This window comes from Terriglobus roseus, assembly GCF_900105625.1.
In the GTDB taxonomy this organism is placed as follows: Bacteria; Acidobacteriota; Terriglobia; order Terriglobales; family Acidobacteriaceae; genus Terriglobus; species Terriglobus roseus_B.
The window spans coordinates 550,294-574,975 of record NZ_FNSD01000001.1 but is presented as its reverse complement, the minus strand read 5'-3'; the positions used below and the strand labels follow the sequence as shown (position 1 = coordinate 574,975).

Sequence of the window (24,682 nt, the reverse complement as noted above, 5' to 3'; positions counted from 1 at the left end):
AGTCATCCCTCGAGCCGTAAAGCGCGAGCAGGCGATGGAAAGTAAACTGTTCTGCATGGCACTTCGTGTGGACGGCGAACTGATAAGCGACGAACGCTTCTACCGTGAATTCCTCGCGGTCACTGGCGGAATGACGCCAGAGCAGATGCAGTTGACGTCTCCAGCCGACTTCCGCCAAGCGCAGGAGGTGGCGGAGCGAAACGTGCTTCGAGCCGTGCTGCTTCGACAGGTCGCAGATCGCGAAGGCTTGGCCGTGACGGAACAGGAGATTGAAGAGGAACGCCGCTCCGTATGGGGCAGTGCGGCCAACCAGTCTTGCGGTCGCGGAATCACGGATGAGATGGAAGAGCGAGCCGCTGTACGTAAGGCAGAGCGGCATCTGACGCGCCACGTGCCGCGACCGAGCCGCCGGGAAGTAGAAGCAATCTATCGCGCCAACCCTGCGACGTTCACGTTGCCTGAGCGTTGGCTGGTGTCGCACATCGTGAGGATCGCGGAGGACGAAACGGAGCGACAGGCTGCAATGGAGACGCTGAGACTAGCCGCCGCAGATCTGAAACGCGGCAAGTCTTTCGCAGCAGTCGCTGAGCGCTACTCGGACTGCAAAGGCGGTGGAGGAGCACTGGGATGGATCTCCCGCGGCAACATGGTGGCAGAGTTTGAAGAGAACGTCCTTCGATTGCAGCCACGCAAGCCAAGCGAAATCTTCGAGACGCCCTTCGGCTTGCACATAGCCTTGGTTCAGGACCATAAGCCTGCCGGCTTGCAGCCGCTCCAGGAAATACGAGCCGATCTTGCACGTCGCATCTTCGACGATCGCCGCCAAGGCGTGCTGGAAGAGGCACTTCATGCAATCTTCAACGGTGCACAAATTGAGGTGGCAAGTGAGCCAGAGCACAGCGTCGCGCATGGGAGGGGGATTGAGTGAACACCAGAGTTAGTCCCTGCTGCGTTCCAAGCAAGCAACATGCGGAAGTCCTAAAGGCGTCCCAGCAGACCGCAACAGATCGCATCCGAATAACCAGCGGCAGCACAGAGGACATGGTGCTATTGCCTGGAGGCCGCTTTCTCATGGGGTCGGAGTCAGCGGACTCCTTTCCCGATGACGGCGAGGGGCCGGTCCGTCCAGTCACGGTGGATGCGTTTTGGATGGACCGCTTCGTGGTCCGAAATCGCGACTTCGCCGCCTTCGTGGAAGCGACACAGTACGTAACAGAGGCCGAGCGCATCGGCTGGTCCTTTGTCTTTGCGGGTGATCTTCCCGCTGGTTCCGAGGGACACGCACCGGCGCAGGTCCATGGTGCCGAATGGTGGAAGGCCGTCGAGGGCGCAACGTGGACCCATCCCGAAGGTCCTACCTCAAATATTGACGCGCGCACCGACCATCCCGCAGTGCATGTCTCATGGAACGATGCAGCAGTCTTCGCCGCATGGGCGGGCAAGCGCCTGCCCACGGAAGCAGAGTGGGAGTTCGCGGCACGTGGCGGTCTGGAGCAGGCTGCCTACCCTTGGGGAGATACACTTACGCCTGACGGGAAGCATCTGTGCAACATTTGGCAGGGTGTCTTTCCGGCCAGCAACACGGCAGAGGATGGTTTTACCGCGACGTGTCCGGCTGATGCCTTCCCGCCGAACGGTTACGGGCTCTACGGGATGACAGGGAACACATGGGAGTGGATCGCCGACTGGTCGCATTCCACGTGGCACCAGCACGCCACGCGGCACAATCCTATGGGACCGCCGGAGGGTGTGGCACGAGTGCTGAAGGGCGGGTCCTACCTTTGCCATCGGTCATACTGTAATCGCTATCGTGTCGCGGCGCGCAGTTCCAATACGCCGGACAGCGCGACGACGAATATCAGCTTCCGGTGCGTGCGTGACACGGATCGTTAGGGACTGCTGAATCAGGACATTGCCGTGCTACCGACTTGCCTGTCGAGAGGGCATTTGTTTCAGGAATCTAAGACTCGATGAAGCATGCGAGGACAGGCGCAAAACGGAACCGCAGCGTCAGATGCTACTGGGCATTTGGCCTACTCGTGCTGGTGTTTCTTCTCTCAAGAGGCCTAACGCAATCGATTGCGGCGCAAAGCGTGAGTCAGACTCTCCATGAGCAGCAGCACACTGCGTGGACTGAAAAGGATGGGCTCTATGGCTCAGTCACGTCGCTGGCTCAGACGCCTGACGGCTTCCTCTGGACTTCCACGACTGCAGGTCTGTTCCGCTTCGATGGTGTGACGTTCGAAGCTTATACGCCGATACGCGGAGTGCTGCCGGATGGTGCAGCAAGCCATCTGCTGGTGACTCCTGACGGTGGACTCTGGATCTCGTACACAGGTGGCCGCATCGCCTACCTAAAGGACGGCGTCTCTCGCACCTATACGGAGGCAGATGGATACGCCTACGGTGCTACCAGGGCCATTGCGCGGACGCACGACGGAGCTATCTGGGCTGCTGTTACCGGTGGTCTGACCCGCTTCGACGGGACCTCGTGGCACAGGGTACGCAAGGACTGGGACTATCCGGAATCTTCAGCGTTATGTGTTTTTGTCGACCGGCAGGACACATTGTGGGTAGGCACTGGGAGTAGCCTTCGCTACCTTCCATCGGGGAGTCACGCATTCCTCGACAGAAGAATCCCGATATACCGGATCGTGGCGGTGAGGGAGTCGCGCGACGGCGTGCTCTGGCTGTCCGATGGGGATAAGGAAGTCGTCCGACCCTTCCGTTCCCCTCTTGAGAGAGCCACCTCCGATCCATTGCCGGAGCCCATCAGCATCGGTTCCTGGGACATTCTCTTTCCTTCGGACGGTAGCCTTTTGCTGGGTTCGGAACACGGTGTAAGACGGTTCCCATCTGCAGCACATCTCTCCGAAGTGAAGAAAGACACTGCTGCCATTGCGGAAACATTCAGTCGAAAAGATGGGGCAACGGGGCAGGTAATCCGTCGCTTACTGGAAGATAGGGAGGGAAACATATGGGCAGCCACTGACGGTGGTCTGGATCGCTTTCGTCCAAGACGGCTGAGTTGGACCGAGACAGGCTACTCTCCCACGCCCGTAGCAGCAGCCGATGGCAGTCTTTTCGTCGTTTACGACACAGACCTCCCGCCCGAGCTTCTTCCTTCCCATAAGCCTGTTCCATTCCTTCCTGACACTATTCGTGCCGTTGCCTCTGCACTCCATTCAGGCGATGGCAGTACGTGGTTTCTCGGTCTCAATAACACTTGGCGCTGGAAAAACGGGACCGTAGCGGTGTTCCCGTATCCCAAATACGACTCTCACAGCAAGATTTATGCGCTCGACGTTGATAATGCAGGCACGATCTGGGTGTCGATCTCTGGTCTGGGCTTGATGAAACTGATGGGAAGCACATGGACGAATGTTCCGGTGCTGCCGCACGATCCAGATATTGCGCCGACGTCCGTGAAAGCCGACGGGCACGGTCAGATCTGGTTGGGGTACGACGCGCGGCAACGCGTGGCCTTGATTCAGAATGGCGTAGTCTCCCATGTCTTTGGGCCGGCGGACGGCCTCGCCGTTGGCACAGTAAGCACCGTGTCGACGATCGGATCGGACGTTTGGGTGGGGGGAACAGGTGGCTTAGAAGTCCTGCAAGGAACTCGCTTCATCCCTGTGACCGCGATCGACCGCACACCGTTTCCCGCAGTCCATCGGATCATGGAGACGGCCCACGACGGCCTTTGGCTTAGCACCGGAAGAAGTATCCTGCACATCTTCCAAGACGATCTGCAAGCGTACTTGGCAGACCATACGAAGGGTGTGAAGTACGAAATCCTCGACACGGAAACGGATCTTCCGGAGCCTCTTTCCATAGCGCCGGGCTCTTCGGACTGGTCTATCGGAACCGGAGTTACTGCGAGCACACCGTCGCGTGAGTTGCATCAGGGGAAGCTGTGGTTCTCGACGATTAGCGGCATTGCGACCGTCGACCTTGCACACTTACAGCGGAATGCAATGGTCCCGCCGGTCAGTATTACGTCAGTGTCCACGGACCAGCTCAGCTATCCTACGAACGACACCGTACTGCTGCCGCCAAATACCAGGTCCTTCAACGTCGCATACACTGCCCTCAGTCTTACCAACGCCTCTCGTAACCGATTCAAGGTACGGCTGGATGGATGGGATAAGCAGTGGCAGGACGTCGGAAATCACAGGGAAAGCACCTATGCGAACCTCGCACCTGGAACCTATGTATTCCACGTGATTGCAAGTAACAACGATGGGGTCTGGAATACAACAGGGTCTGCGATCACTATTCGGGTGCTGCCGGCTTACTACCAGACAAATTGGTTCCGGATGATGTGTCTTGTATTCCTTCTAGCCTTGGGCTGGTTGTTATACACATGGCGAGTCAACCATCTTGTGCGGCGGTCGAACGCGCTCATGATGGAGCGCCTTTCTGAGCGGGAGCGCATCGCTCACGATCTTCATGACACCCTGTTTCAGGGGGTAGAGGGTGGCCTGCTGTCGATCCATGCCGTCACCTCCCGTATCGAACTGGAACCATCCTCGAAACAAAGATTGCAATTCGCATTCGAAGAGATGAATCGGGTCATGGCGTCTGCGAGAAGCCTCGTTTTCGATTCCCGGAAGCAGTTCGAACCAAGAGACTTCGATGAGATTATCCGAGGCTATGGAGAAGACATCGGGCAAATGTCAGACGCTCAATTCCAGGTCAAGACCGCCGGGACGAAGCGTGTGCTGAAGGTCGCGGCCTCGGAAGAGATCCTCAAGATCGTGAAGGAGGGTTTGAACAATGCTTTCCGGCATGCGCGTGCAACGAATGTCTGCGTCGAAATTGACTACACGCGCAGCACGCTCCTCGTCTGTGTGTGGGATGACGGTACCGGCATCGATCCTCGCATTTTAGAAGAAGGCGGCCGCCAGGGGCACTGGGGCATGCCAAGCATGCGACGGCGAGCGGAAGAAGCCGGTGCAGAACTTAAAATTTCACTTAGAAAGCACGGCGGGACTGAAGTACACATACGCATGCGGGCCGGGTTAGCATTTCGATCCCGGGCACTGGAACTCTCGGCGAGGTGGTTCGGTGGTCTGTCGGGAGAGTCATGACCCTGGGCTGCTGCGGCATGGCCCGACTGGTTAGATGAGACGCTCCGCGTGACGGCGGACTTCGTGGGCTTCCACGGGGCCGCCATGGCCCACGTGGAATCGCTCGAAGCCCAGACCAACCAGTCGCAGCAATTCTTTACGGACAGCGGCAGGATCATCCTCGAACGGGGGCCTGATGGCATGGCCTGTGCGAAGGAGGCCACCGATGAAAATTCCCGAAGCGAGTAGATCGCCAACCATCGCCTCCCGATTGCCGAGCTCCACGGAGATCGAGCCCTTCGTGTGTCCGGGTGTGTGTGTGACCGTGCCGGTAACCCCATAGGGCGACAGGTCAAAAGTCTCTTCGTCGTGCAGCAACACATCCGGCTCAAAGGCCGCGTAACTCTCGTGCGGGATAGGTGTCTTGAAGAAGAGTCTTCCCGCCCATCCTGTCGGACAGAATTGCATCTGCTTTTCCCGCTTGTAATAGGGAAGGTCAGCCTCATGCGCGATGATGGGCGCGCGTGTCTTCTCCCGCAGTTCGGCCGCACACCCGGCGTGGTCAACATGAGCATGGGTGACCACAATGGCCGTGATGTCCCGGAACGAAAGTCCGTTCTTTAGCAGCGCCCTCTCGACCTTCGGTGCCGATCCAGGTAGTCCCGCGTCGATCAGCACGCATCCCCCATTACCGATGAGCAGATGAGCGTTGGATATCTTGAGCGGCAGAATGGGGATTCGTACGATCCGGGACAAGTCGGGCCTCCAGCGCGAAACGCGTCCTTACAGTCGCGCGTCGCTCGCTTCGTTGCGCAAGTCTATGGCCTGCAACGCTCGGTGCTCCTTGCGAAAGAACGCGCGCTTTGGAAAAGCGGACAACGGAATAACACTCCTTCGATGGACACGCAACCGGCCTCACCGGTAGCACTACAAATCCTTGTCACATCTGGGTGTAAGGGGTTTGCCTCGCGCTTGACCTGAAAGGACATTGAATGTTCGTGACAGACCCTGCTGGCAGCGTTTACTGCGCGAAGCTTGATAGGAGCGATGCGCAGGTGCTACTGGCCACGCAAGGAAACCTTTCGAGCATTCGCCTAGCTGGATTGATGCACTTGTGCAGTGATCTGTTCTGAATCAGGGCTTCTACCAGGCCGACACAATCAGCGGAGGATAGTATTGGCCATCGGTCCATGGGATCGATGGCCGCCCCTGGGTTAGTTGAGTTGCGACACGAAGTGTTTTATCGCTGTGGCCAGTTGCTGCGGTGCTTCGATTGGAATCAGGTGGCCGCTGCCACTGACAACTTCCAGTGATGCCCTGGAGATTCTGGAAAGCACCTCCCGCCGATGCTGCTCGATCGAGTCGAGGTTGTCGTGTTCTCCGGCAAGGATCAGTGTGGGTACATCGATCTTTGGGACCTCAGCCGAGATGTCTTCCCTTAGGCCAGTGGTTGGCCAGGCCATCACGGCCGCGGGTGATCCCGACAAGCTATCGCTGACAATCTGCTCGACAAGCTCAGGCGATGGAGGACTCGACGTCAGGAAGTTGATCGTCTGCAGGACCGTGTCGCGATTGTCATAGGCGTGCAACTGCTGTTGGAATGCTTCTTCGGGGAAGTGCGTCGGGGCCGGGGATGCCGGCGCGACCAGTACCAGCCCCGTCAGTCCTTCCGGTCGTCGCGATGCCAGTAGTTGCGCCACCTTGCCACCCATGGAGTGACCGATGAGCACATACTTCTCGAGGCCACGCTGGCGAACCAGCGCCTGGGCATCGTCTGCGAGTTCAGAGATGGAAAAATCATCGCTCCCCGCCTTTGATTCCCCCCAGCCTCGCGAATCGTACGTCACACAACGGAATGAATCGGCGAGCAGGGCGGCTACGCCCTGCCATGTGCGATGCGTCCCTCCCCAATAGTGGAGAAAGACCAAAGCGGACTGACCCTCGCCCTGGACTTCAACATGTAGTACTGAATTTCCAACGGTGTATTTCAAGTTACCTCCTCGTCTGCAGCCTTCCGGTATGGCAGCGCAACGATAGAACGGACTGGAAGCGATTTCTGTGCGAGGGCGACCAGATTTTGTTGGAACAGACTTTGGCTTCCGGCTGCCGCGGCATGTACACGCGTCCGTTGCAAGTGACGGTTGATTATCCCAAAAGAGTTGATCCCGATCACGACTGGACAAGCGCTCATATGTAGCATCGCTCCCATTGATCCAGATGGCAGCGCTCGCTCGCGGTCCCACTGGAATTCTCGATGACTGTTGTCAAAGGAAGAAGGCCAATGTCGAAATCAGGCCTCTCCGTTTCGTCGCGGTTCTCGCAACGGCGACGACTTTCTTTCTCCGTATCGAGGGGGCCGTTGCTGAAGCGATGCCTTCCGGCTTATGGCAGAATCAACCTGTTGCATCGCTCTGGACTCCAATTCGATGCCGGGAGCTTGTATGAGTAAGGAGATCCGCGTCCTAGTCGCGGACGATCATCCGCTGATGCGCTCGGGCATCGCTGCCGAGATCAATGCGGAGCCGGACATGTCAGTAATCGCCTCGGCGGAAGATGGCGAGGAAGCGCTCGAGTTGTTCCGGGTCCATCGGCCAGACGTGTCTCTGATCGATCTCCGCATGCCGAAAATGAATGGTCTGGAATTGCTTTCGGCCATTCGTGCGGATTTTCCTCTCGCCCGTTTGGTAGTCCTCACAACATCTGCTGGAGATGTGCATGCCGTGCGTGCCTTTCGCATGGGAGCTGCTGGCTACCTGTTGAAACATATGCTTCGCGGTGACCTCATCACCACCATCCGGGAAGTCCACGAAGGGCGGCGACGGATTCCCGACGAAATCGCACAACTACTCGCGCAACACGCAATGGACAACCAGATGACTCCGCGGGAGATCGATGTGCTGAGCAAGGTAGCGCTTGGTAAGTCGAACAAAATGATTGGAGCCGAGCTTTCCATCTCGGAACATACAGTCAAGGCACATCTCAAGATGATCCTTTCAAAGCTGGGCGCCAGCGACCGCACCCATGCCGTCACGATAGCAACACAGCGCGGCTTCCTCGATTTCTGACGCAGCGTTCCTCGTCCGCGGAGAGGGGAAGCGTCCGATGATACCCCTCTTAAGAGGGATAAGAAATCTGGCTGAACGGGGTTATCGCACTCTTATGCGTGACAGCTAGCATGAGCGCAGTCCACATGCTCTGTGAAGTCGATGTGTGGATCGAAGGGATCAGCACTGTGGCTCATCTTGCTAGTCAACCGTCGCCCTCAACATTGTTTCGTGAAGAGGATTCAAGAAAGCCTTCGCCGCATGTCGTACTGAGACGACGCGGGAAAAGCATCGACATATGGGTGTCAGCGGATTCAGCTTTAAGGATGCGTAAGACCCGAGCGCTGCAAGCCTATCAAACGTTTTTCATCAACAACCCATCCACTCCAAAGGATCTGAAAGTTCACGGTACGGGTGGCCGCTTCCATTGTCCTTCCGACACAACGTTCAAACAAGTATTTGGTCTATCTGACCTCAGGGGTCAAGAGCGGTTGAAGGTGTGCGTCAGCCGGGATCTCATCGAAGACGCAACAGACAATCCCCAGGATTTCCGGTTCGTTGACGACATCGTCGCTCGCGAACTGACATTGGCACTTACCTATTCACATGCCGGTCGGGCACCGGCGGGCAGTGACACGCGCCAGTACATCCTTGAGGCGTTATGCGAAAGGCTGCAGACCTGCTCCTCTTCAAGCGTTGAACCGAATGACGGTGCGAGCGATCCGTTCCACGCCTGGCAGCTGGTCGTTATTCAGGAGGCATTGGACAATGCAGGCAATGTTGATGTGTCCGTGGAAGCGGTCGCGAAGAGGTGCCGCCTGTCGGGTTGTCACTTTGCTCGCCGCTTCAGACTAACCTTCGGCACCTCATTCCATCGGCACATTGTGCAAGCCCGTGTCGCCCGAAGCCGGGTGCTCCTGAGTACGACAAGCCGCCCTATCTCGCAAATCGCACTCGACGTGGGCTTTGGAGATCAATCCAGCTTCACCCGCTGTTTTACCAATGCGATCGGTATTCCCCCGGGGCGCTGGCGTGCCATCACCGCAGGTCAGAAATCCTTCGTGGGCAACTGCTGACGACTCGATCCAGGAAGACCTCAGGAGTCTTTGCATGAGGACCATTCACCCGGCTGGTCGGCCTGACCGCCCGGATCAGCGACCATACAGATTGAGAGTTTCGAAGATCGGTCGGAATGCTGGCGATGATTTATCGGGTACACAGCAGGGGCTTCCGTTTGATCTTGTAGGCGGCCCGTACCCGCACGAAGCTACCCTCATTCGCGTCATCACAAACATTGGCCCCACAATTACTCTCCATGCTGAGGATGCAACGGGTTCCGTAAAAATCCCTCAGCAACGCGGCGAAGTGTGTGTTCTCTATCCGGAGATCAAAGCCACGTTTTTCTCTCCATCTTCGATTGACTTGATCGAATACAGAATCGATACAGGCCTGGGTGAACGTCACGATGACCAATTGTTTGGAGGCGCCGATAGAACACTTTCTCAGCTACGTGCGGTCGAAGACCCTGTCCTTCATCACCTTTCGCGCGCGATGGCGAATCTGCTTCACGCGCAGCAGCTTACCTCGCACGAGCCTGAGGATGCCTTTGCACGCGCCGTCGTATCCCGGCTCATAGATCGGCATAGACCGAATGATAGTGACGGGCCAGCTGGATGCTCAGGTGGTCTTCCGCCGAAGCATATTCGCAAGGTCCGTAAGCGTTTGTCGGGGGATCTGCGCGAAGGCGTCAGTGTGGTGCAACTCGCATCCGAATGCGGGTTATCTGTAGGACACTTCGCGAGGGCATTCCGACAGACGTTCGGAGAGTCGGTACATCGACACGTATTAATGCTGAGGATTGAGCGCGCGAAGCATCTTCTCCAAGCCTCTTCCCTCTCACTGCGAGAGGTGGCCCATGAGGTGGGCTATGCCGATCAGGCCACCTTTACGGAAAGCTTCGGGAAAGTGTCGGGCATCACGCCGGGACGATATCGTCGGCAGTTTGCGATCCATTGGCAGTAAGCAGCGGCGCTTTCATGATCTTCAAAAGTTTTCCAAATTGCGCCCTGATCTGCCAAGAGATCGGGCAATCACTTCTCTAGATTTGGGAGATATCCCTATCTGGAACGCAACAAGAAGTGGAGATAAGTATGAAATTCCTCGCGCGAGTCGCACTCGCAGCTGCATTCACTTTGTTCAACCAAGGAGGCAAGCTTATGGCACAATCCACATCATCTCCCATCAAGAACGTTGTTCTCGTACACGGTGCGTTTGCGGATGGCTCCAGCTATGCAAAGGTCATTCCGCTCTTGCAGGCAAAGGGATTACATGTTGTCTCAGTGCAGATTCCTCTGACGTCGTTTGACGACGATGTCGCTGCCACCAAGCGTGCCATTGCCGCACAGGATGGTCCTGTCCTTTTGGTCGGACATTCCTACGGCGGTGTTGTCATCAGTGAGGCCGGCAATGAGTCAAAAGTTGCCGGACTTGTATATGTCGCAGCCTTCGCTCCCGACAGCGGACAGAACATTGTCGACATCAGCAAGTCCTTCCCGAAGCCACCTGGCATGGACACGCTGGCCCCGCAGGCAGATGGCTTCCTGCTGCTCACGGAACAGGGTGTCAAGGAAAACTTTGCGCAGGACCTGACTGAAAGCGAGAAGGACGTGCTGGTCGCGGTGCAGCCAATGACTGCCGGTGCGATTTTCGGAGCAAAAATCAGCAAAGCTGCGTGGCGCGATAAGCCGACCTGGTATGTCGTTTCGAGCAACGACCGCATGATCGCTCCGGATCAGGAGAAGAGCATGGCGAAGCAGATGAACGCTTCAACGACGATTCTTCCGGCCAGCCATGTTGTGATGTTGTCGCACCCAAAAGAAGTCGCAGCAGTGATCGAGAAGGCCACGACACTGACGAAATAGTGCCACGAAGAGTCTGCGACTTTGTGCGCTCCATGCCAGCACCCCCGCACACTGAGGGTGCTGGCAGAAGGAGCAACCTCAGAGGTCATGCGGAAGTCGCACAACTCCGTTGGATTCACTCAGCGAATGAACCGTCAAGGAGCCTGTTATGCCGTCTGAAGCTCGATGTGACTCATCCGAAGAGAGAAGCACCGAGGATCTCGTGGAGCTGGCACGCTCTGGAGACGACGAGGCTTTCGGCGAACTCATGAACCGTCATCGAAGTACGGTTCGCCGCACCGCAACTGCGATCCTCAAGAATTGGGAGGATGCAGAAGATGTCGTGCAGGAAGTGTCCCTGAGCGTTCTGCGAAAGCTCCACACCTTCGAAGGGAATGCCAAATTCTCGACATGGCTTACGCGTATCGCGGTGAACGCCAGTCTGCAGCGCTTGCGCCGTGCACGTTCCAGACCTTCCTCTTCTCTCGAAGAGCTAACGGGCGGAGACGACGCAGCATTCGTACTCATCGCTGCCTCAGGACTGAACCCTGAGCAGGAATATTCAAGTCGGCAGATGCGGAAGAATCTGGGTAAAGCTGTATCACTGCTGCCCATTCGCCTGAGGGAGGTAGCGCAGGACTACATCTACGAGGAACTATCGCTAGTAGAAGTTGCCGATAAGCGCGGTCTCAGCCTGCCCGCGGTGAAGTCACGCACCTACCGCGCGCGTAAGAAATTGATGACCATGTTGGATGGGCAATGTGTACAGCGCTCCATGTGAGCCGGCAGTCAAGGAGAAGCTCAAACATAGTCTTCAAACGCGGGAGTCCGGGGCGGGCTCCTCGACATCTGCGCAGCCTCGGTCGGTGAGGAGAAGTGGGCTTTGATCAGTTTCTCGAAGACTCGCAGGCAAGCGGGCATCGTATGCTTTCCTCGGCGGAAGCCGGGTCCGTTTTCATCAGCTGCTGTGCTCGCTCAAAAGGTGGCGTGCGGCATCGCTGTCCTCGTTCTGTTGACAGGGCCGCTCGCTATCCGTCATGTGGTACAGCTGCCTGCGGGGAATGCCGAGTATGTTGCGATGGGCAGTTCCTTCGCGGCTGGGCCGGGCGATGGACAGCGGGCTCCGGGCAGCTATTTCCCGTGCATGCGCTCCAGTGAAAACTATGCGCACCTGCTGGCGAAACGAACTGGTATGAAGCTTAAAGACGTGACGTGCTCGGGCGCGACTACGAGGCATATCCTGGATGGCGGCCAGCTTTTCCAACCAGCGCAGGTTGATGCAGTCGATACGACCACGAAGCTGGTAACCGTGACAATTGGTGGCAACGATGTCTTCTACCTTGGAACGCTTGGAGCATGGGCCTGTGCAAATGATCCCGCGGCCGTTCCAGCCGGTGCACGATGGGTTGGTCTTTGCATGGGCATGTCGAATGACAGGGTCCAGAAAGCCTTTGTCACTCTGCCAGCGCAGATGACCCGAGTCGTGCAAGAAATACATCGCCGGGCTCCGGTAGCGCGCGTCCTCTTTATCGATTACGCAACGGTCCTTCCAAGCCAGGGTACGTGCGGTCAACTGCATCTCTCGTCGCAGGAGGCAGAAACAGGTCGACAGATAGCAGCACGTCTTGCGGCGGTGACGGCAGAGGTTGCGAGAGCAACGAACTCAGGCCTAATAAAGGCATCGGAGATTACCCAGGGGCACGATGTGTGCTCGGCACAGCCCTGGGTCTACGGCTTTGTCTTCTCGGAGCATATCCTTCGATTCGGCCCAGCTCCCTTTCATCCAAGGATTGAGGCGATGACCGCCATCGCCGAGGCGCTCGCCACGGAAGTCGCTCGCGAGCCACCGTATCTAGAGCGGCAAACCATGCGTAAGGAGACGCTGCCGAGACAGCGGACGTTTCACGAGTAGGGGAGTCCGCTGCCCAGCAGAAGCGCGAAACTCGACTCCACACGGGACCTTCGCAAAGGCCCCGTGCGGAACTGGATCAGTGGTGCTGGATTAGAAACCGTATTTGAGTGCGAATTGGATCAGCCTGGGGGCTACCGACGAAGCGTTGATGAGCCCATAGCTCGCTGTGCCTACCGCTGTTCCGGGATTGGCGTACTGTGCGTGGTTCCATACGTTGAAGAACTCCGTTCGGAAATCAAGGTTGGCATCTTCGCGCAGTCCGCCAACCTTCGTCGATTTCACCAGCGTCATGTCCCAGTTCTGATTGCCAGGACCTCGCGCGGCGCCAATCGCACTATTGCCATAGAGCGTAGGAACTGAGGTCGCAGTGACAGGTGCACCCGGCGTGACGGTTGTGCTGTTCGGCGCAAAGGGGGCCGCCGTGAACACGGTGCTGCCAGGGTTGAAATACGTGTTATTACGGATGCGGTCCAGCATGGATCCGCCATTTCCGTTCTTGATGTCCTTATTGCTGAACCCTGGTGCGAACTGTGCACGACTTGCAGTACCGAAGGCGGTGCCGTTGCGCGTGTCCGTAAATACCAAAGGCTTACCCGATTGAAATGTTGAGACGCCTGAGACCTTCCATCCACCAGTGACACCGCGGACAAGCGCGCCTGCATTTTTCCACGTGGGAAGCTGGTAGGTGTACACGACGACCAGGCGGTTTGTGCGGTCGAATCCCGCCGGGCCCCAGCGCTGATGCCGGTCGTTGGGATCGTTGCTGTTGCCGCTTCCCCCGGCGAAGACGCCATTCGTTCCATCACCAGCGGTAACGGTGGTCAGGCCTTTGCTCCAGGTGTAGGCAGCTTGCATATACAGGCCATGGGACATCTGCTTTCGCAGAACAGCCTGCAAGCTGTTGTAGTTTGAGAAGCCGTACGTTTCAATCCTGGTGACCCCACCTGGCGTGAACCCCTGATACGGCACGCGCGCCTGGATGTTCGCTGACGCTAGCGTGTTGGTGGTGACGCCATTGATTGGATTGGACGGTCCTGCGAGATATGCACGGTTAAGCGCACGCGATTCTGCGAGGCGCGTACCCCGCGTGCCCACGTAGCCAAGCTCGAATACGAACTTGCTCGGCAACTGCTGCTGCACTTCGAGGTTGTACTGTTGGACCAAAGGGGAGTCGATGTTGTCCGCAACGCCAGTCACAGTGAGCGTGTACGCGGTCGAGCGCGGCCGCCACACACCCGGCGTAAGCGTCGTCGTGAACGGTGTCTGGAAGGTGGCCGCAGCGTTTGCAGTGCCGCTAAGGGTGGACGAACTTACGAAGGGCTGACCGCCAAGCGTCTGTAGGACGGAGTTGCCATTCGGCAACGTGTAGAAAAGTCCGTATCCACCGCGAACCACGGTATCGCGTAAGGGTTGATAGGCGAAGCCGACTCGTGGCCCAAAGTTATGCAAAGGGATGTCGTTGTTCGAAAGACTGGTGCTCCCAAGACGGGTAACGCCCGCAGGAAGCGTGAGTCGGTAGTTGTTTGGAACAACAAAGCCGGCAAAGGTACCGCCCGCCGGAACGGGCTGGAACGGTGTGACCAGCGACGGATAGAAGCTGCTGAGCTGCCCATGATTTGCACTGACACCACTGTTCAACTCCCAACGAACGCCCGTGTTGAGTGTGAATCTGCTGCTTAGCTTGATGTCATCCTGCAGAAACATTGCCATCGAGGTACCGCGGAAGCCCTTGTAGTACGAGCCCTGCTGACTGCTGCTGGCGCTGACGTTGCTGAAACCGCTTCCATTCTGGGCTGCACTTTCGCCCAACAGGAAATCCTGGAACGTCAAGAAAGTTACGCTGCCGCGTTTGTTGTTGGGATCGTCAAAGTTGAACTGATTCTTCTCGCCGGTGAAGCCAGCACGAAAGCTCTGACGCCCACGACTGAAGGAAACCTGATCGCTGATTTCAAACGTGTTTACTGCAGAGAACGAGACATCATTGTTCACGCCGCCGAGACTGAAGTATCCCGTGGTGGAGATGATCGGCGTCAGTGGATACGTAGGGTCGCTGGGAGCTGTCATGCCAATCTGATCGAAGGTCAGATTTGCCTGTGTCTGCAATCGCCCCACGCTGCGGATGTAGCCGATTAAGCCCTCATTCAACAATCGAGAACTCAGCGCGGAGGTCAGCTTCAATACCGCTACCTGACTGTTGAAGTTGGGCGTGACGCCGTTTCCCGGGGTGTTGGCGGTGCTGCTGAAGGGCTGGTTCTGCGGCTGACGGGAGTAGAAGTAGCGCTGAGACAGGGTATGCTTCGCGCTGAACAGATAATCCGTGTTTATGAGGAACTGGTCTTCGCTGTAGTGGGACGGGATGCTGAAGGTCGAGAGGCCAACGGTATTGCCGCTTACCGTGGCTATACGTTGTGGTGTCGGGATGAGGTACGTGCCGTTTGCAATCTTCTGTCGCAGGAGGTTGAGCGCGACAGGATTGATGTTGCTTCCATTGCACGCGACCGACACACCACCATTGAATGGCTTTGCCGAGGTGCAGCCCGCTGCACCAATCGCGGCGGCACTGCGATCATCGCTCAGTGGGAAAAGGGTATTGCTTGCAAGGGAACTGGAAGACAGACCGTTCACCTGGCGGGTACCTTGATAGGACCCAAAGAAGAAGACCGTGTCTTTCTTGATGGCGCCACCGAGTGTGCCACCGAACTGATTCTGTTTCATCACGGCACGTTTCTGGCCGCCGATCTTCAGGAAAGTATCGTTTGCATTCAAGACATCATTGCGAAAGAACTCCCACACTGATCCGTGAATTGCGTTGGAGCCCGTCTTCGTGACGACGTCGACGTTTGCGCCAGCATCGCGACCAAACCCGGCGTCGTAGTTCGTCGTCTGGATCTTGAATTCCTGCAGGGTGTCCGGATTTGGAATTGCAATGCCGGCCTGTTGCACGAAGTCACCGGCGCGGCCAGAGCCGAAATTGTTGATGTCCGCGCCATCCATGTGGAAGTTATTGCTGATGCTGCTGGCGCCGTTCACATAGACATCCTGCGTTCCTTTTCCTAAAGCCGCGGCGTTGTTGACGTCCCCAGAGACGCCGGCCGACATCGTTAGCACCTGCGTAAAATTCCGGTTCGTCAGGGGTACTTCGCGGATCGTCGCACCCTGCACCACGGTTCCCAGGGTGGCGTTCTCCACCTGCAATTGGGCTGTGCCTGCGCTAACCTCCACCGTTTCGCCTTCGCTGCCGACAGTCAAGGCTGCGTCTGCCCGGGAAGTCTCCGTCACGTTCACCGTGATGGGCGGCTGCTCTGTCGTCTTAAAGCCTGGTGCAGTGATGGTGAGTGTGTAGGTTTCCGGAGGCAACAAGCCGATGGTGAACTGGCCCGCGCTGTCACTCTTGGTGCGGTGGATCTGCGCCGTTGCCTTCGACGTGGCTGTGACCGCAGCGCCCGCGACCACGGCCCCCTGCGCATCGGTAACGATGCCACGGATAGCGCCAGTGGTAGACGTTTGACCGAACGCAAACGGCGTTGCGAGCGACACAGCGGCAAGGGATGATCCAAGCACTGTGCGGCTAAGGAGAGAAAGACGCCTCTTCATAGTCGTGAAACCTCTGTCTGGGTTACTAGCACTATGAAGGTTTTATGAAAATAAAACATCCGTATTTCTACGCAGAGGCCAGTCGATTGGCATCAGTGAGAGCGTTGCAAGCCATCTTTTCTCCAGCGATTACATCTCCGCATGGCATAAGGCTCCTTGCCGGAAAGAGCAAACTTGCAACGTTGCCCTGCACGGATCGGATAGGAGCGACACGCATCCTCTCGACTGCTCTTGAGCTCAGTATTCGCCATAACGGCCGCGCACGGATTCCAGCAGCTTGTTGGAATCCCACGCAGTTCCACCCTTCAGTACGATCTCGACGTTCTCGATATCCGTTATTTGCGTCGAAGGGTCACCCTTGACGATCATCAGGTCCGCATCCTTACCGACCTGGACAGATCCAATCCGATCGGCTTTGCCGAGATACGTAGCGCCATTCAACGTGGCTATCTTGACCGCTTCGACCGGGGTGAAACCATCATCTGTCACCAGCAGTTCCACTTCGTGCTGATCGCCGAAGCCGGGAAGGGTGGCGCCGTTGCCTGTCGGATCGAGGCCAGCCATCAGAAATCCGCCTGCCTCGACGAACTTCTTCTCAAGCGCGGCGGCATTGCGGTAGTTCTGCGCGGAACGCTGCAAAGCCGGTGAATCAGGCGCAGTGTTCCGTCGATTACGCCCCAGCAAATACGCTTCCCGTGCCTCTGGCAACATGGTCGCGAGCGCTTTCGGGCGCAATGCGGGTTTGCCGGCGAGGGACGCCTCAAAGACTGGCAACGTGCTGGTCAACGCTACATGCTTTGAAATAAGCAGCTTCACAAGAGCGGTCGCCTCAGGACTGTCGGGCGTCATCTTCGCGAGGGTCGCCGCACCCGTCTCACGTGAGCATTGATCCTGCTTCTTGTCAGGGTCCAGTTGCGTATTGACGAAAAAGCCATGCTCCAAGTTGTCGATGCCGAGCTCGGCTGCTTCAGCATAGGTAACGGAACAAAGATGGCCCGTCACTTTCAAGCCGCGCGCATGCGCTGTCTGGATCGCCGAGCTTAGCTCTGCTCGAGTGATGTGCATATAGGCCTTGAAGTTCGTCGCACCGGCGTCCGCCCATTGATTCACAAAGTTCTTCGCATCCTCTGGGCCGCTCAGTACATGCATCTGCATGAAAATGTTGCTCACGCCCTGCAGATACGGTGCCGTCGGTTCTATATGCGGCCCGATCAGGGTGCCAGCATCGATCAGATTGCGCAGGTTGATATCAGCATACGGCTCAACAGAGCCTGCCGTGCGTATCGTAGTAACGCCGTTGGCAAGGTACATGCGCGGTGCGGAGAAGGTCATCTGCGGCAGCAGGACAGGCGCTTCGGCGCCGTCGGCTGTGGTGTTCGGCCGTTGGAGGTAGTACATGTGGTCGTGCATTCCGACGAGGCCGGGGAGTACGGTGTAGCCAGCCAGATCGAATGTCTCTGCGTTGGCAGGACCCGGTGCATCCGGACCGACCCGCGTGATCTTGCCATTCTCGATGATGACGCTCTGGTCCTGTAAGACGGGGCCGCCTGTGCCGTCGATCACGCGAACGTGATGCAGGACCTTTATCGGCAGATCCTGGCCGTAGTGGTATCGCGTATTCTCAACGCCTGGTTGGCTTGTGCGCTGTGCCGAGAGGGGGCCGCACGCTAAGACAAGCAGCGTCGTGAGCCGAAGATTGCGCTTGAGCAGGTTCAATGGGTAGCCCTCCCTATACGACCGTGCACGCATGGGCCGGCCTTCGTCATCCGTTAGCGGGACGCTTGGAGGGAGTGTAAAGCCGGACCGGATATCGCAGCGCAGAAATGTACGCCTAAGTAGAAATACGTAGGTTGCATACGTAGTTTCCGCGTGCGTGGAGCAGTCGAACGTGCTGCATAATCGGGAGACAGCCTACAAGTAACCTGCTCTTGCGAAAGGACTCTTCCGATGCTTCGTGCACTTTTCGTTTCCGGCATCCTGCTTTCCACCTCCAGCCTACCGGTGCTTGCGCAGCAGCAACATACGTTGCTTGCGAAACCAGATACCGTCGCATGGGGGTACTACTCGGGCATGGCGAAACCCGCGTTGACTGTTAGATCGGGAGACACGGTCGTCATGCAAACGCTCTCGACGTGCGGGCCGAGGGAGCGAATGCTGAAGGGAGGCGTGAAGCCCGAAGACATTCCGGCGTATACGGATGCCATCTATAACGAAGTGAAGGACAAGGGACCAGGTGGTCACATCCTGACAGGACCGGTCGCGATTGAAGAAGCCGAGCCAGGGGACGTGCTTGAAGTGCAGATCCTGAAGATCGACATCGATGCAAACTTCGCCTGCAACGGTTTTGGTCTTCATCGGGGCTTCCTTCCGATGGAATTTCCTTACAGTCGAAGCCGCATCATTCCGCTGGACCGCGCCAGGATGATCGGGCATTTCGCTCCTGGAATCGACATCCCGTTGCACCCGTTTTTTGGCAGCATGGGGGTAGCACCCGCCGGCGGAAAGATCGATTCCGCTCCACCGTTCACACACGCCGGCAATATGGACAACAAAGAGCTTGTTGCCGGAACGACACTCTACATACCGGTCGCGGCCAAAGGCGCCTTGTTTGAAGCAGGCGATGGTCATGCAGGGCAGGGCAATGGTGAAGTCGATATCACTGCGATGGAGACGTACCTCACGGGCACGTTCAAGTTTATTGTTCACAAGAAACAGGCGCTGCTTTGGCCGCGCGCAGAGACTCCGGACTATTACATTTCGATGGGTTTTAGCCCCGACCTGAAAGAAGCGACGGAACACGCGCTGCGTGACATGATCGACTTCCTGGTGGAAACCAAGCACATGACACGTGACGATGCCTACATGCTCTCAAGCGTGGCTGTCGATCTCGACATCACCCAACTGGTCGATGGCAACGTCGGTGTCCACGCGATGTGCCCAAAGAAGATCTTTACGAAGCAGTAGATTCGGTTTCCGGTCATGAGACGGCGTGGAATTCCTTCACGCCCGTTTCACATGACATTGCTTCCGCGCTAAAATTCGGCTATTCCTTCATAGAATCCACTTTTGTCATTACGACTACCACTCACGTGGAGGCGATATGCAGGCTTCTTTCTCGGCAGCTACAGGTTTTGCATTGCAACTGGATGATCACGCGTCAACGGCCTATCTCCATGCGCTGATTCAGTACAACCCCATCGCAATCATCGTCTTGGATAGTCAACACAAGTTTCAGCTCTGTAACCCTGCATTCCTTGATCTGTTCAAGTTTGAAGCTGCGGAACTCGAGACCTGGGCACTTGACAGCATGATTGCTGGCCCTGACTTCCTCCTAGAAGCGACCGAATTAACGCACCGCGTGTTGAGTGGCAAACGGGTCCACACCGTTACCAAGCGCCGCCGCAAAGATGGACTCATCATCGACGTGGAACTGCACGGCGTCCCGCTTATTGTCGACGGTGTCGTCCTTGGCGTCTACGGCTTGTACCAGGACGTGACCGAGCGCATGGACGTCACCGCCGTGCTTGAGCAGATGACGACAAGGCTGGATGTTGTACGAGAGGAAGAACGGAGGCGATTCGCGCGCGATCTCCACGATTCTCTCTCGCAAGACCTGGCGTTACTAACGTGGAATCTCCGAAGAATTTCGAAGCTTGTCGCGGGCGACGCGAGGATGGAGTCACTCCTCGCCCAGACCAGCGAGTTGGCGGACGTCTGTGTCGGCCAGATCCGAACATCTTCCTTTCTGATGCATCCGCCCCAACTTGGCGAAGCAGACTTACACACCGCAATCCTCTGGCTTACCGAGGGGTTTGAACGGCGCAGCGGGATTGAAATCGAGCTGCACCTCGAACCAATGCAGGAGCGACTGCCGCTGGCACTTGAGACCGCGCTGTACCGCTTTATCCAGGAGGGCCTCGCGAATGTGCTTCGACACGCCAGGGAATCTTCCATAAGTTTGACGCTGTCGTTTGAGCGCGACCTCCTGCAGCTCACTTTAGCTAACTATGTTGCGTCCATGCCGGCGCCCGTATCCGGTCTGTCCTTACTTCACGGAGTTGGCCTCAGCAGCATGCGCGAGAGGCTGCTGGAGTTTGGTGGAACTCTTCGCGTTACGTCGACTGGCAGGGGTGTCGAACTGTGCGCTCAGGTTCCGTTGGGAGAGAGAATCTTATGCGTATCGTAATTGCCGACGATCACGACCTGATGCGCCGTGGCATCAGGGATCTAGTCTCTGCCTGTGACGACTGGGTCGTTGTCGGTGAAGCATCAAGGGGAGACGATGCGGTTCGCCAGATCGACGAACTGCAGCCTGACGTGGCTATCCTGGACTTCAGCATGCCGATTCTGAGTGGCCCTGAGGTCGCATTGGCCGTCGCCAGCACAGCGCCCGGCACCCGCATTGTCGTGCTTACAATGCACGATTCCGAAACGACTCTGCGCGCGATTGTCGAGTGCGGCGCGCACGGCTACGTCTTGAAAAGTGAAGCAGATATCTATCTGCGGCAAGCGCTACAAGCGGTCCTGGTTGGTGATCGGTACTACCACTCTCGCGCTCTGGAGATGATGCGGACGGGATATCTAAACCGGCAGACCGACGCAGAGATCGGTGACAAGCTGACACAGCGCGAGCGGGGCATCGTTGTGCTTCTTGCGATGGGACTCAGTAGTAAAGAGGCCGCTGCAAACCTCGAAATCAGTACCCGCACAGTCGAGACTCATCGCATGAACATCTATCGGAAATTGCGCGTTAATACGATTGCAGCGCTTGTTCGCTACGCGATCCGCGAAAACCTCGTCTCCACGTTCTGACGCGGCGGGCGATTGTCATTGTTTCACCGTCTTCATTTCAGATTCTGCATTGGCTTCCTTCGAGCCAGTACCTGCGCATTTCGGTCTTTATGGAGTCCCGGGGCACGATAGAACGGGTCAGCTTTTACAAACTAGGAAAACTTCTGCCAATCATGCTCAATTCCTGTGCGGGTACAGTTGGAGCGTTGGCGGTGGTTTGTGCCACGCGAAGCGCATCACCAACGACCCCAAAGGAGAATGCAAGACATGTCCGCAGAGCTGCATACCCTGTCGGCCTCGCTGGGTTCTATAGAAATCCCGGATACCCAGTTGACGAGAGAGATTCGGGAGTTCGTCCGTGATACGGAGACGGATCTGCTGTTCCATCATTCGAGCCGCGTGTATTATTTCGGAGCTTTGGCTGGTGAGCGCCTCAAGCTCAGATTTGATCGGGAGTTGCTCTACGCAGGAGCGATGTTTCATGACGTCGGGTTGATAGCGCAGCATAGTAGCCCGACGGAGCGTTTTGAGGTAGATGGCGCCAACGCGGCCCGGAGCTTTCTCCGATCCCGAAGCATTTCAGAGAGTGCGATCGATGAGGTCTGGACGGCAATAGCGCTCCACACGACTCCGGGTATACCGCGCCACATGAGTCCAGTAATTGCGCTGGTGACGGCAGGTGTCGAGATGGATGTTCTCGGAATCGACTATTCCAGCTTCAGCGATCAGGTACGGGATGACATCGTCGCGCGCTTCCCACGGACACCGCACTTCAAAGAAGACATCATCCAGGCGTTTTACGACGGGATCAAGCACAAACCGGAGACCACCTTTGGCAACGTGAAAGCAGACGTCCTGGCAGACAAGGATCCTCACTTCAAGCGAGGCAACTTTTGTAGTGTCATTCGAAATTCTTTATGGCGCGCTTAGATCTCCCGGGAGAGGCAAGGGGACTGAGATGGTCGTGCTTACTTAGTCGACCAAAAACTCCTTATCGACAGAGATCTGGAGCGCATTCGCCAGAGAGTTGGTGTGTGCTGCAAGGCTGATGACCGCGAGCAACTCCGCATGTTGCTGCTCCGTCATTCCTTTCGCGCGCGCCGCAGCGGTGTGCGAATGAGTGCAGTAGGTGCAGCTATTGACCGTTGAGACGGCGATGTAGATCAATTCTTTCGTCAGCGGATCAAGAAGGCCCGGCTCAATCATTACAGCTTTCACGCTTGCCCAAGTCCGTTGCAAAAGCTCTGGCTGGTTCGCGAGCGCACGCCAGAAATTATTTACAAAATCCGAGTTACGCGTGGCGCGGATGTCGTCAAAAACCGCGCTGACCTTTGGTGCACCAGCCACATCTTCGTCCGTCCACAGCTTCACAGTAGACATACCACCTGCCTCCATCATGATGTCGTCTGCCGACCCCACAACAGCATGATAGGGCTAGATGGTCACTGGGTATCGCAGGGAATCTCTCGTGCGACACTCGGTTCGCGATCGACAGCGCCACACTCACCAACCCTTCCCGCGAGTGGACAAAAAAGAGGACGTGAGAGCCACTGCGGCCTCACGTCCTTCCGCGCAGAACCGACCTTGTGGGGTTGGCGATAAGTTCCAGCGCCCCAAGACTGTGTTCTGTCTAGTCCATGTCTTCGTGGCGTCCGTGACCGTCGTCCTCGTCGCGTCTGTGGCCATCGTCCTCGTCGCGACCCATTTGGTTGGACCGAATCCGCATCACCACACCAGTGTTACCGAGCACTGTTCCTGTTTGGCTGGCTAGAAGGTAAAGCTCTCCGTCGCGTCCCTGTGCGAAGCCCAGGACCGCGAGGTTGAGCGAAGATCTGCCATCTACCTGAAGCTCCTCAATGTGCTTGTCGTGACCCCGCAAGACATAGAGATGCCCCTGAATGGGCGTGGTAGCCGATCCATAGTCACCGAAAATGTACTTGCCCTCTAGTGCTTCCGCACGCTCTCCGCGGTAGACAAAGCCTCCGATCACGGCTTGCCGTAGATGGACTCCAGAGTGAAGAGGAGCGACCTCCGCTTCGCCGTGGTCATACTCTGCAATAGGGTCGATCAAGCCGTTGGGTGCGCCGGGGCTGTTTTGCCAGACGTACCCGGTGCCGCCACGTCCCGGAAGGAAGCCGTCGAAGAGGAACGTACCCTCTTTGTTGGGCCACCCGTAGTTTCTGCCCTTCTTCACCACATCCACTTCCTCGACGTCGTTCTGGCCTACATCTCCGACGTACAGAGCATCGGTTTTGGAGTCAAAGGACATCCGCCACGGATTCCGGAAGCCGTAGGCATAGATCTCAGGTTGAGGCGCTGGCGACAACGAGGAATAGGTGAACGGATTGTCTTCGGGAATCCCGTACTGCCCATTCCCGGAATTGTGACCGCGCGGATCGATGCGGAGAATCTTTCCCAGCACGTTCCCCGGCTCCAGCGTCTGTGCGTTGCCGGCGGCGGCGTGTCCTACGCCAAAGTCATTGGAACCTCCGCCGTCTCCGATCGAGAGGTAAAGAAGACGGTCTGGTCCGAAGAGTAATGCGCCTCCATTGTGATTGAACTGCGGTTTGTCGACGCGCATAAGTTCGCGAACGCTGGAGGTATCGACCACGAAGTTATCGTCGCCGAGGTCCATCATGCGCCATTCCTGCAGGACATTTTGGCAGTTCGGCACGGCCCCGGCAGGCAGCGTACTGAACGTTGCTTTGCCCTTTACTGGCTGGGACGAGTACGTGTAGAAGAGGTGGTTGCGTCGGAAGTTGGGGTGGAAAGCGATTCCAAGCAATCCACGTTCGTCGTATTTTGCAGGTCCAAGACCCAGGGGAATGATCAGACTGCGGATATCCATCACCAGGTGCGGCGATGTGGAAGCTGGATGCCGTGACACATCCACGCTCCAGACCTGACCGATTTGATCTGCAATATAAAGGTGATCTTCGTCTCCGGGAGCCGTTGCACCAGCCGTGGGCTGCACAAGGTTGGAGAGCACGGTTGTCAGGCTGACTGTGATTGCAGAGGAAGGGATGGCTGCGGGAAGCGGATCGATCAGTGGCGGATGTGCCTGAGCATGAAGAGGTGTTGTGACCAAAATGGCCCCCCAGAGAGCGAGACTGGCCAGGACCGCGTTGCAGACATTGCGAGAGTGTTTCATTCGATTCTCCTTGGCCCTGCAGATCATTCGTCGCGCGGGCTTACTTCTGCAGTGGTCGGGAATCAAACTAGGCTCTCCGTTCTCTGGCGGATGTCACCCTTTCGTCATCGGTTTGTCACTTCTTGCTCATCGACCGAAGACCAACACACTGGGTGTGCGTTGGGACGAGGTGTGAGGTGTCAAGCGCGATCGCGACAGTTGCATCAGCGATTCGTCAG

Annotated in this window: 19 protein-coding genes; 13 read left to right on the top strand and 6 right to left on the bottom strand. The window is 57.1% G+C overall.

Annotated features, from left to right (window positions below; genetic code table 11):
- The first annotated feature begins 55 nt into the window (after positions 1-55).
- The 3 genes from BLW03_RS02375 (at position 56) to BLW03_RS02365 (ending at position 5,093) form a co-directional block, all read left to right on the top strand.
- Positions 56-928 carry a peptidylprolyl isomerase gene (locus BLW03_RS02375; RefSeq protein WP_074655716.1) on the top strand — a complete coding sequence of 291 codons (873 nt, stop codon included), beginning with the start codon at positions 56-58 and terminating at the stop codon, positions 926-928.
- A complete protein-coding gene (locus BLW03_RS02370; RefSeq protein ID WP_074652175.1) occupies positions 925-1,893 on the top strand; it encodes a formylglycine-generating enzyme family protein in 969 nt (322 codons plus the stop codon). Before BLW03_RS02375 ends, BLW03_RS02370 begins: the two co-directional genes overlap by 4 nt.
- A gap of 341 nt (positions 1,894-2,234) precedes the next feature.
- A complete protein-coding gene (locus BLW03_RS02365; protein WP_170834934.1) occupies positions 2,235-5,093 on the top strand; it encodes a sensor histidine kinase in 2,859 nt (952 codons plus the stop codon).
- Positions 5,094-5,123: 30 nt separating this feature from the next.
- On the opposite strand, the gene BLW03_RS02360 is transcribed toward BLW03_RS02365, so the two are convergent.
- On the bottom strand, positions 5,124-5,828 hold the full coding sequence (locus BLW03_RS02360) for an MBL fold metallo-hydrolase (RefSeq protein WP_074652173.1): 705 nt from the start codon (positions 5,826-5,828) through the stop codon (positions 5,124-5,126).
- 458 nt (positions 5,829-6,286) lie between these two features.
- On the bottom strand, positions 6,287-7,063 hold the full coding sequence (locus BLW03_RS02355; RefSeq protein WP_074652172.1) for an alpha/beta fold hydrolase: 777 nt from the start codon (positions 7,061-7,063) through the stop codon (positions 6,287-6,289).
- 450 nt (positions 7,064-7,513) lie between these two features.
- Here BLW03_RS02355 and BLW03_RS02350 point away from each other — a divergent pair, with 450 nt between their 5' ends.
- The 6 genes from BLW03_RS02350 (at position 7,514) to BLW03_RS02320 (ending at position 12,928) form a co-directional block, all read left to right on the top strand.
- Positions 7,514-8,137 (top strand): response regulator, encoded by a 624-nt coding sequence (locus tag BLW03_RS02350; RefSeq protein ID WP_139285068.1) that lies wholly within the window; start codon positions 7,514-7,516, stop codon positions 8,135-8,137.
- 125 nt (positions 8,138-8,262) lie between these two features.
- Complete coding sequence (locus BLW03_RS20095; protein ID WP_170834933.1) at positions 8,263-9,192, top strand: helix-turn-helix domain-containing protein; 930 nt, start codon at positions 8,263-8,265, stop codon at positions 9,190-9,192.
- Between the two features lie 34 nt (positions 9,193-9,226).
- Positions 9,227-10,138 carry a helix-turn-helix domain-containing protein gene (locus BLW03_RS20090; RefSeq protein WP_170834932.1) on the top strand — a complete coding sequence of 304 codons (912 nt, stop codon included), beginning with the start codon at positions 9,227-9,229 and terminating at the stop codon, positions 10,136-10,138.
- Between the two features lie 194 nt (positions 10,139-10,332).
- On the top strand, positions 10,333-11,037 hold the full coding sequence (locus BLW03_RS02330; RefSeq protein WP_212733113.1) for an alpha/beta hydrolase: 705 nt from the start codon (positions 10,333-10,335) through the stop codon (positions 11,035-11,037).
- A gap of 148 nt (positions 11,038-11,185) precedes the next feature.
- The gene (locus tag BLW03_RS02325; RefSeq protein WP_074652168.1) at positions 11,186-11,797 is read left to right on the top strand and encodes an RNA polymerase sigma factor; all 612 of its coding nucleotides are present in this window, start codon (positions 11,186-11,188) and stop codon (positions 11,795-11,797) included.
- A 186-nt stretch (positions 11,798-11,983) separates the two neighbouring features.
- On the top strand, positions 11,984-12,928 hold the full coding sequence (locus tag BLW03_RS02320; protein ID WP_083350265.1) for an SGNH/GDSL hydrolase family protein: 945 nt from the start codon (positions 11,984-11,986) through the stop codon (positions 12,926-12,928).
- 90 nt (positions 12,929-13,018) lie between these two features.
- Here BLW03_RS02320 and BLW03_RS02315 read toward each other — a convergent pair whose 3' ends face one another.
- Entirely contained in the window at positions 13,019-16,522 is a 3,504-nt protein-coding gene (locus tag BLW03_RS02315; RefSeq protein WP_074652167.1) for a carboxypeptidase-like regulatory domain-containing protein, read from the bottom strand.
- Positions 16,523-16,759: 237 nt separating this feature from the next.
- Positions 16,760-18,238, bottom strand: a complete 1,479-nt coding sequence (locus tag BLW03_RS02310; protein WP_244501926.1) for an amidohydrolase family protein — start codon at positions 18,236-18,238, stop codon at positions 16,760-16,762.
- Between the two features lie 231 nt (positions 18,239-18,469).
- On the opposite strand from BLW03_RS02310, the gene BLW03_RS02305 reads away from it, so the two are divergent.
- The 4 genes from BLW03_RS02305 (at position 18,470) to BLW03_RS02290 (ending at position 22,243) form a co-directional block, all read left to right on the top strand.
- Positions 18,470-19,486, top strand: a complete 1,017-nt coding sequence (locus tag BLW03_RS02305) for an acetamidase/formamidase family protein (RefSeq protein ID WP_074652165.1) — start codon at positions 18,470-18,472, stop codon at positions 19,484-19,486.
- A 136-nt stretch (positions 19,487-19,622) separates the two neighbouring features.
- Complete coding sequence (locus BLW03_RS02300; RefSeq protein WP_074652164.1) at positions 19,623-20,708, top strand: PAS domain-containing sensor histidine kinase; 1,086 nt, start codon at positions 19,623-19,625, stop codon at positions 20,706-20,708.
- On the top strand, positions 20,696-21,334 hold the full coding sequence (locus BLW03_RS02295; protein WP_074652163.1) for a response regulator: 639 nt from the start codon (positions 20,696-20,698) through the stop codon (positions 21,332-21,334). The genes BLW03_RS02300 and BLW03_RS02295 overlap by 13 nt, the downstream gene beginning before the upstream one ends.
- 246 nt (positions 21,335-21,580) lie before the next feature.
- Positions 21,581-22,243, top strand: coding sequence for an HD domain-containing protein (locus BLW03_RS02290; protein WP_212733112.1), 663 nt, complete (start codon positions 21,581-21,583; stop codon positions 22,241-22,243).
- A gap of 42 nt (positions 22,244-22,285) precedes the next feature.
- Here BLW03_RS02290 and BLW03_RS02285 read toward each other — a convergent pair whose 3' ends face one another.
- Both BLW03_RS02285 and BLW03_RS02280 read right to left on the bottom strand, forming a co-directional pair.
- Positions 22,286-22,732, bottom strand: a complete 447-nt coding sequence (locus BLW03_RS02285; RefSeq protein ID WP_244501925.1) for a carboxymuconolactone decarboxylase family protein — start codon at positions 22,730-22,732, stop codon at positions 22,286-22,288.
- 211 nt (positions 22,733-22,943) lie between these two features.
- Entirely contained in the window at positions 22,944-24,464 is a 1,521-nt protein-coding gene (locus BLW03_RS02280) for a PQQ-dependent sugar dehydrogenase (RefSeq protein ID WP_074652161.1), read from the bottom strand.
- Positions 24,465-24,682: the final 218 nt, after the last annotated feature.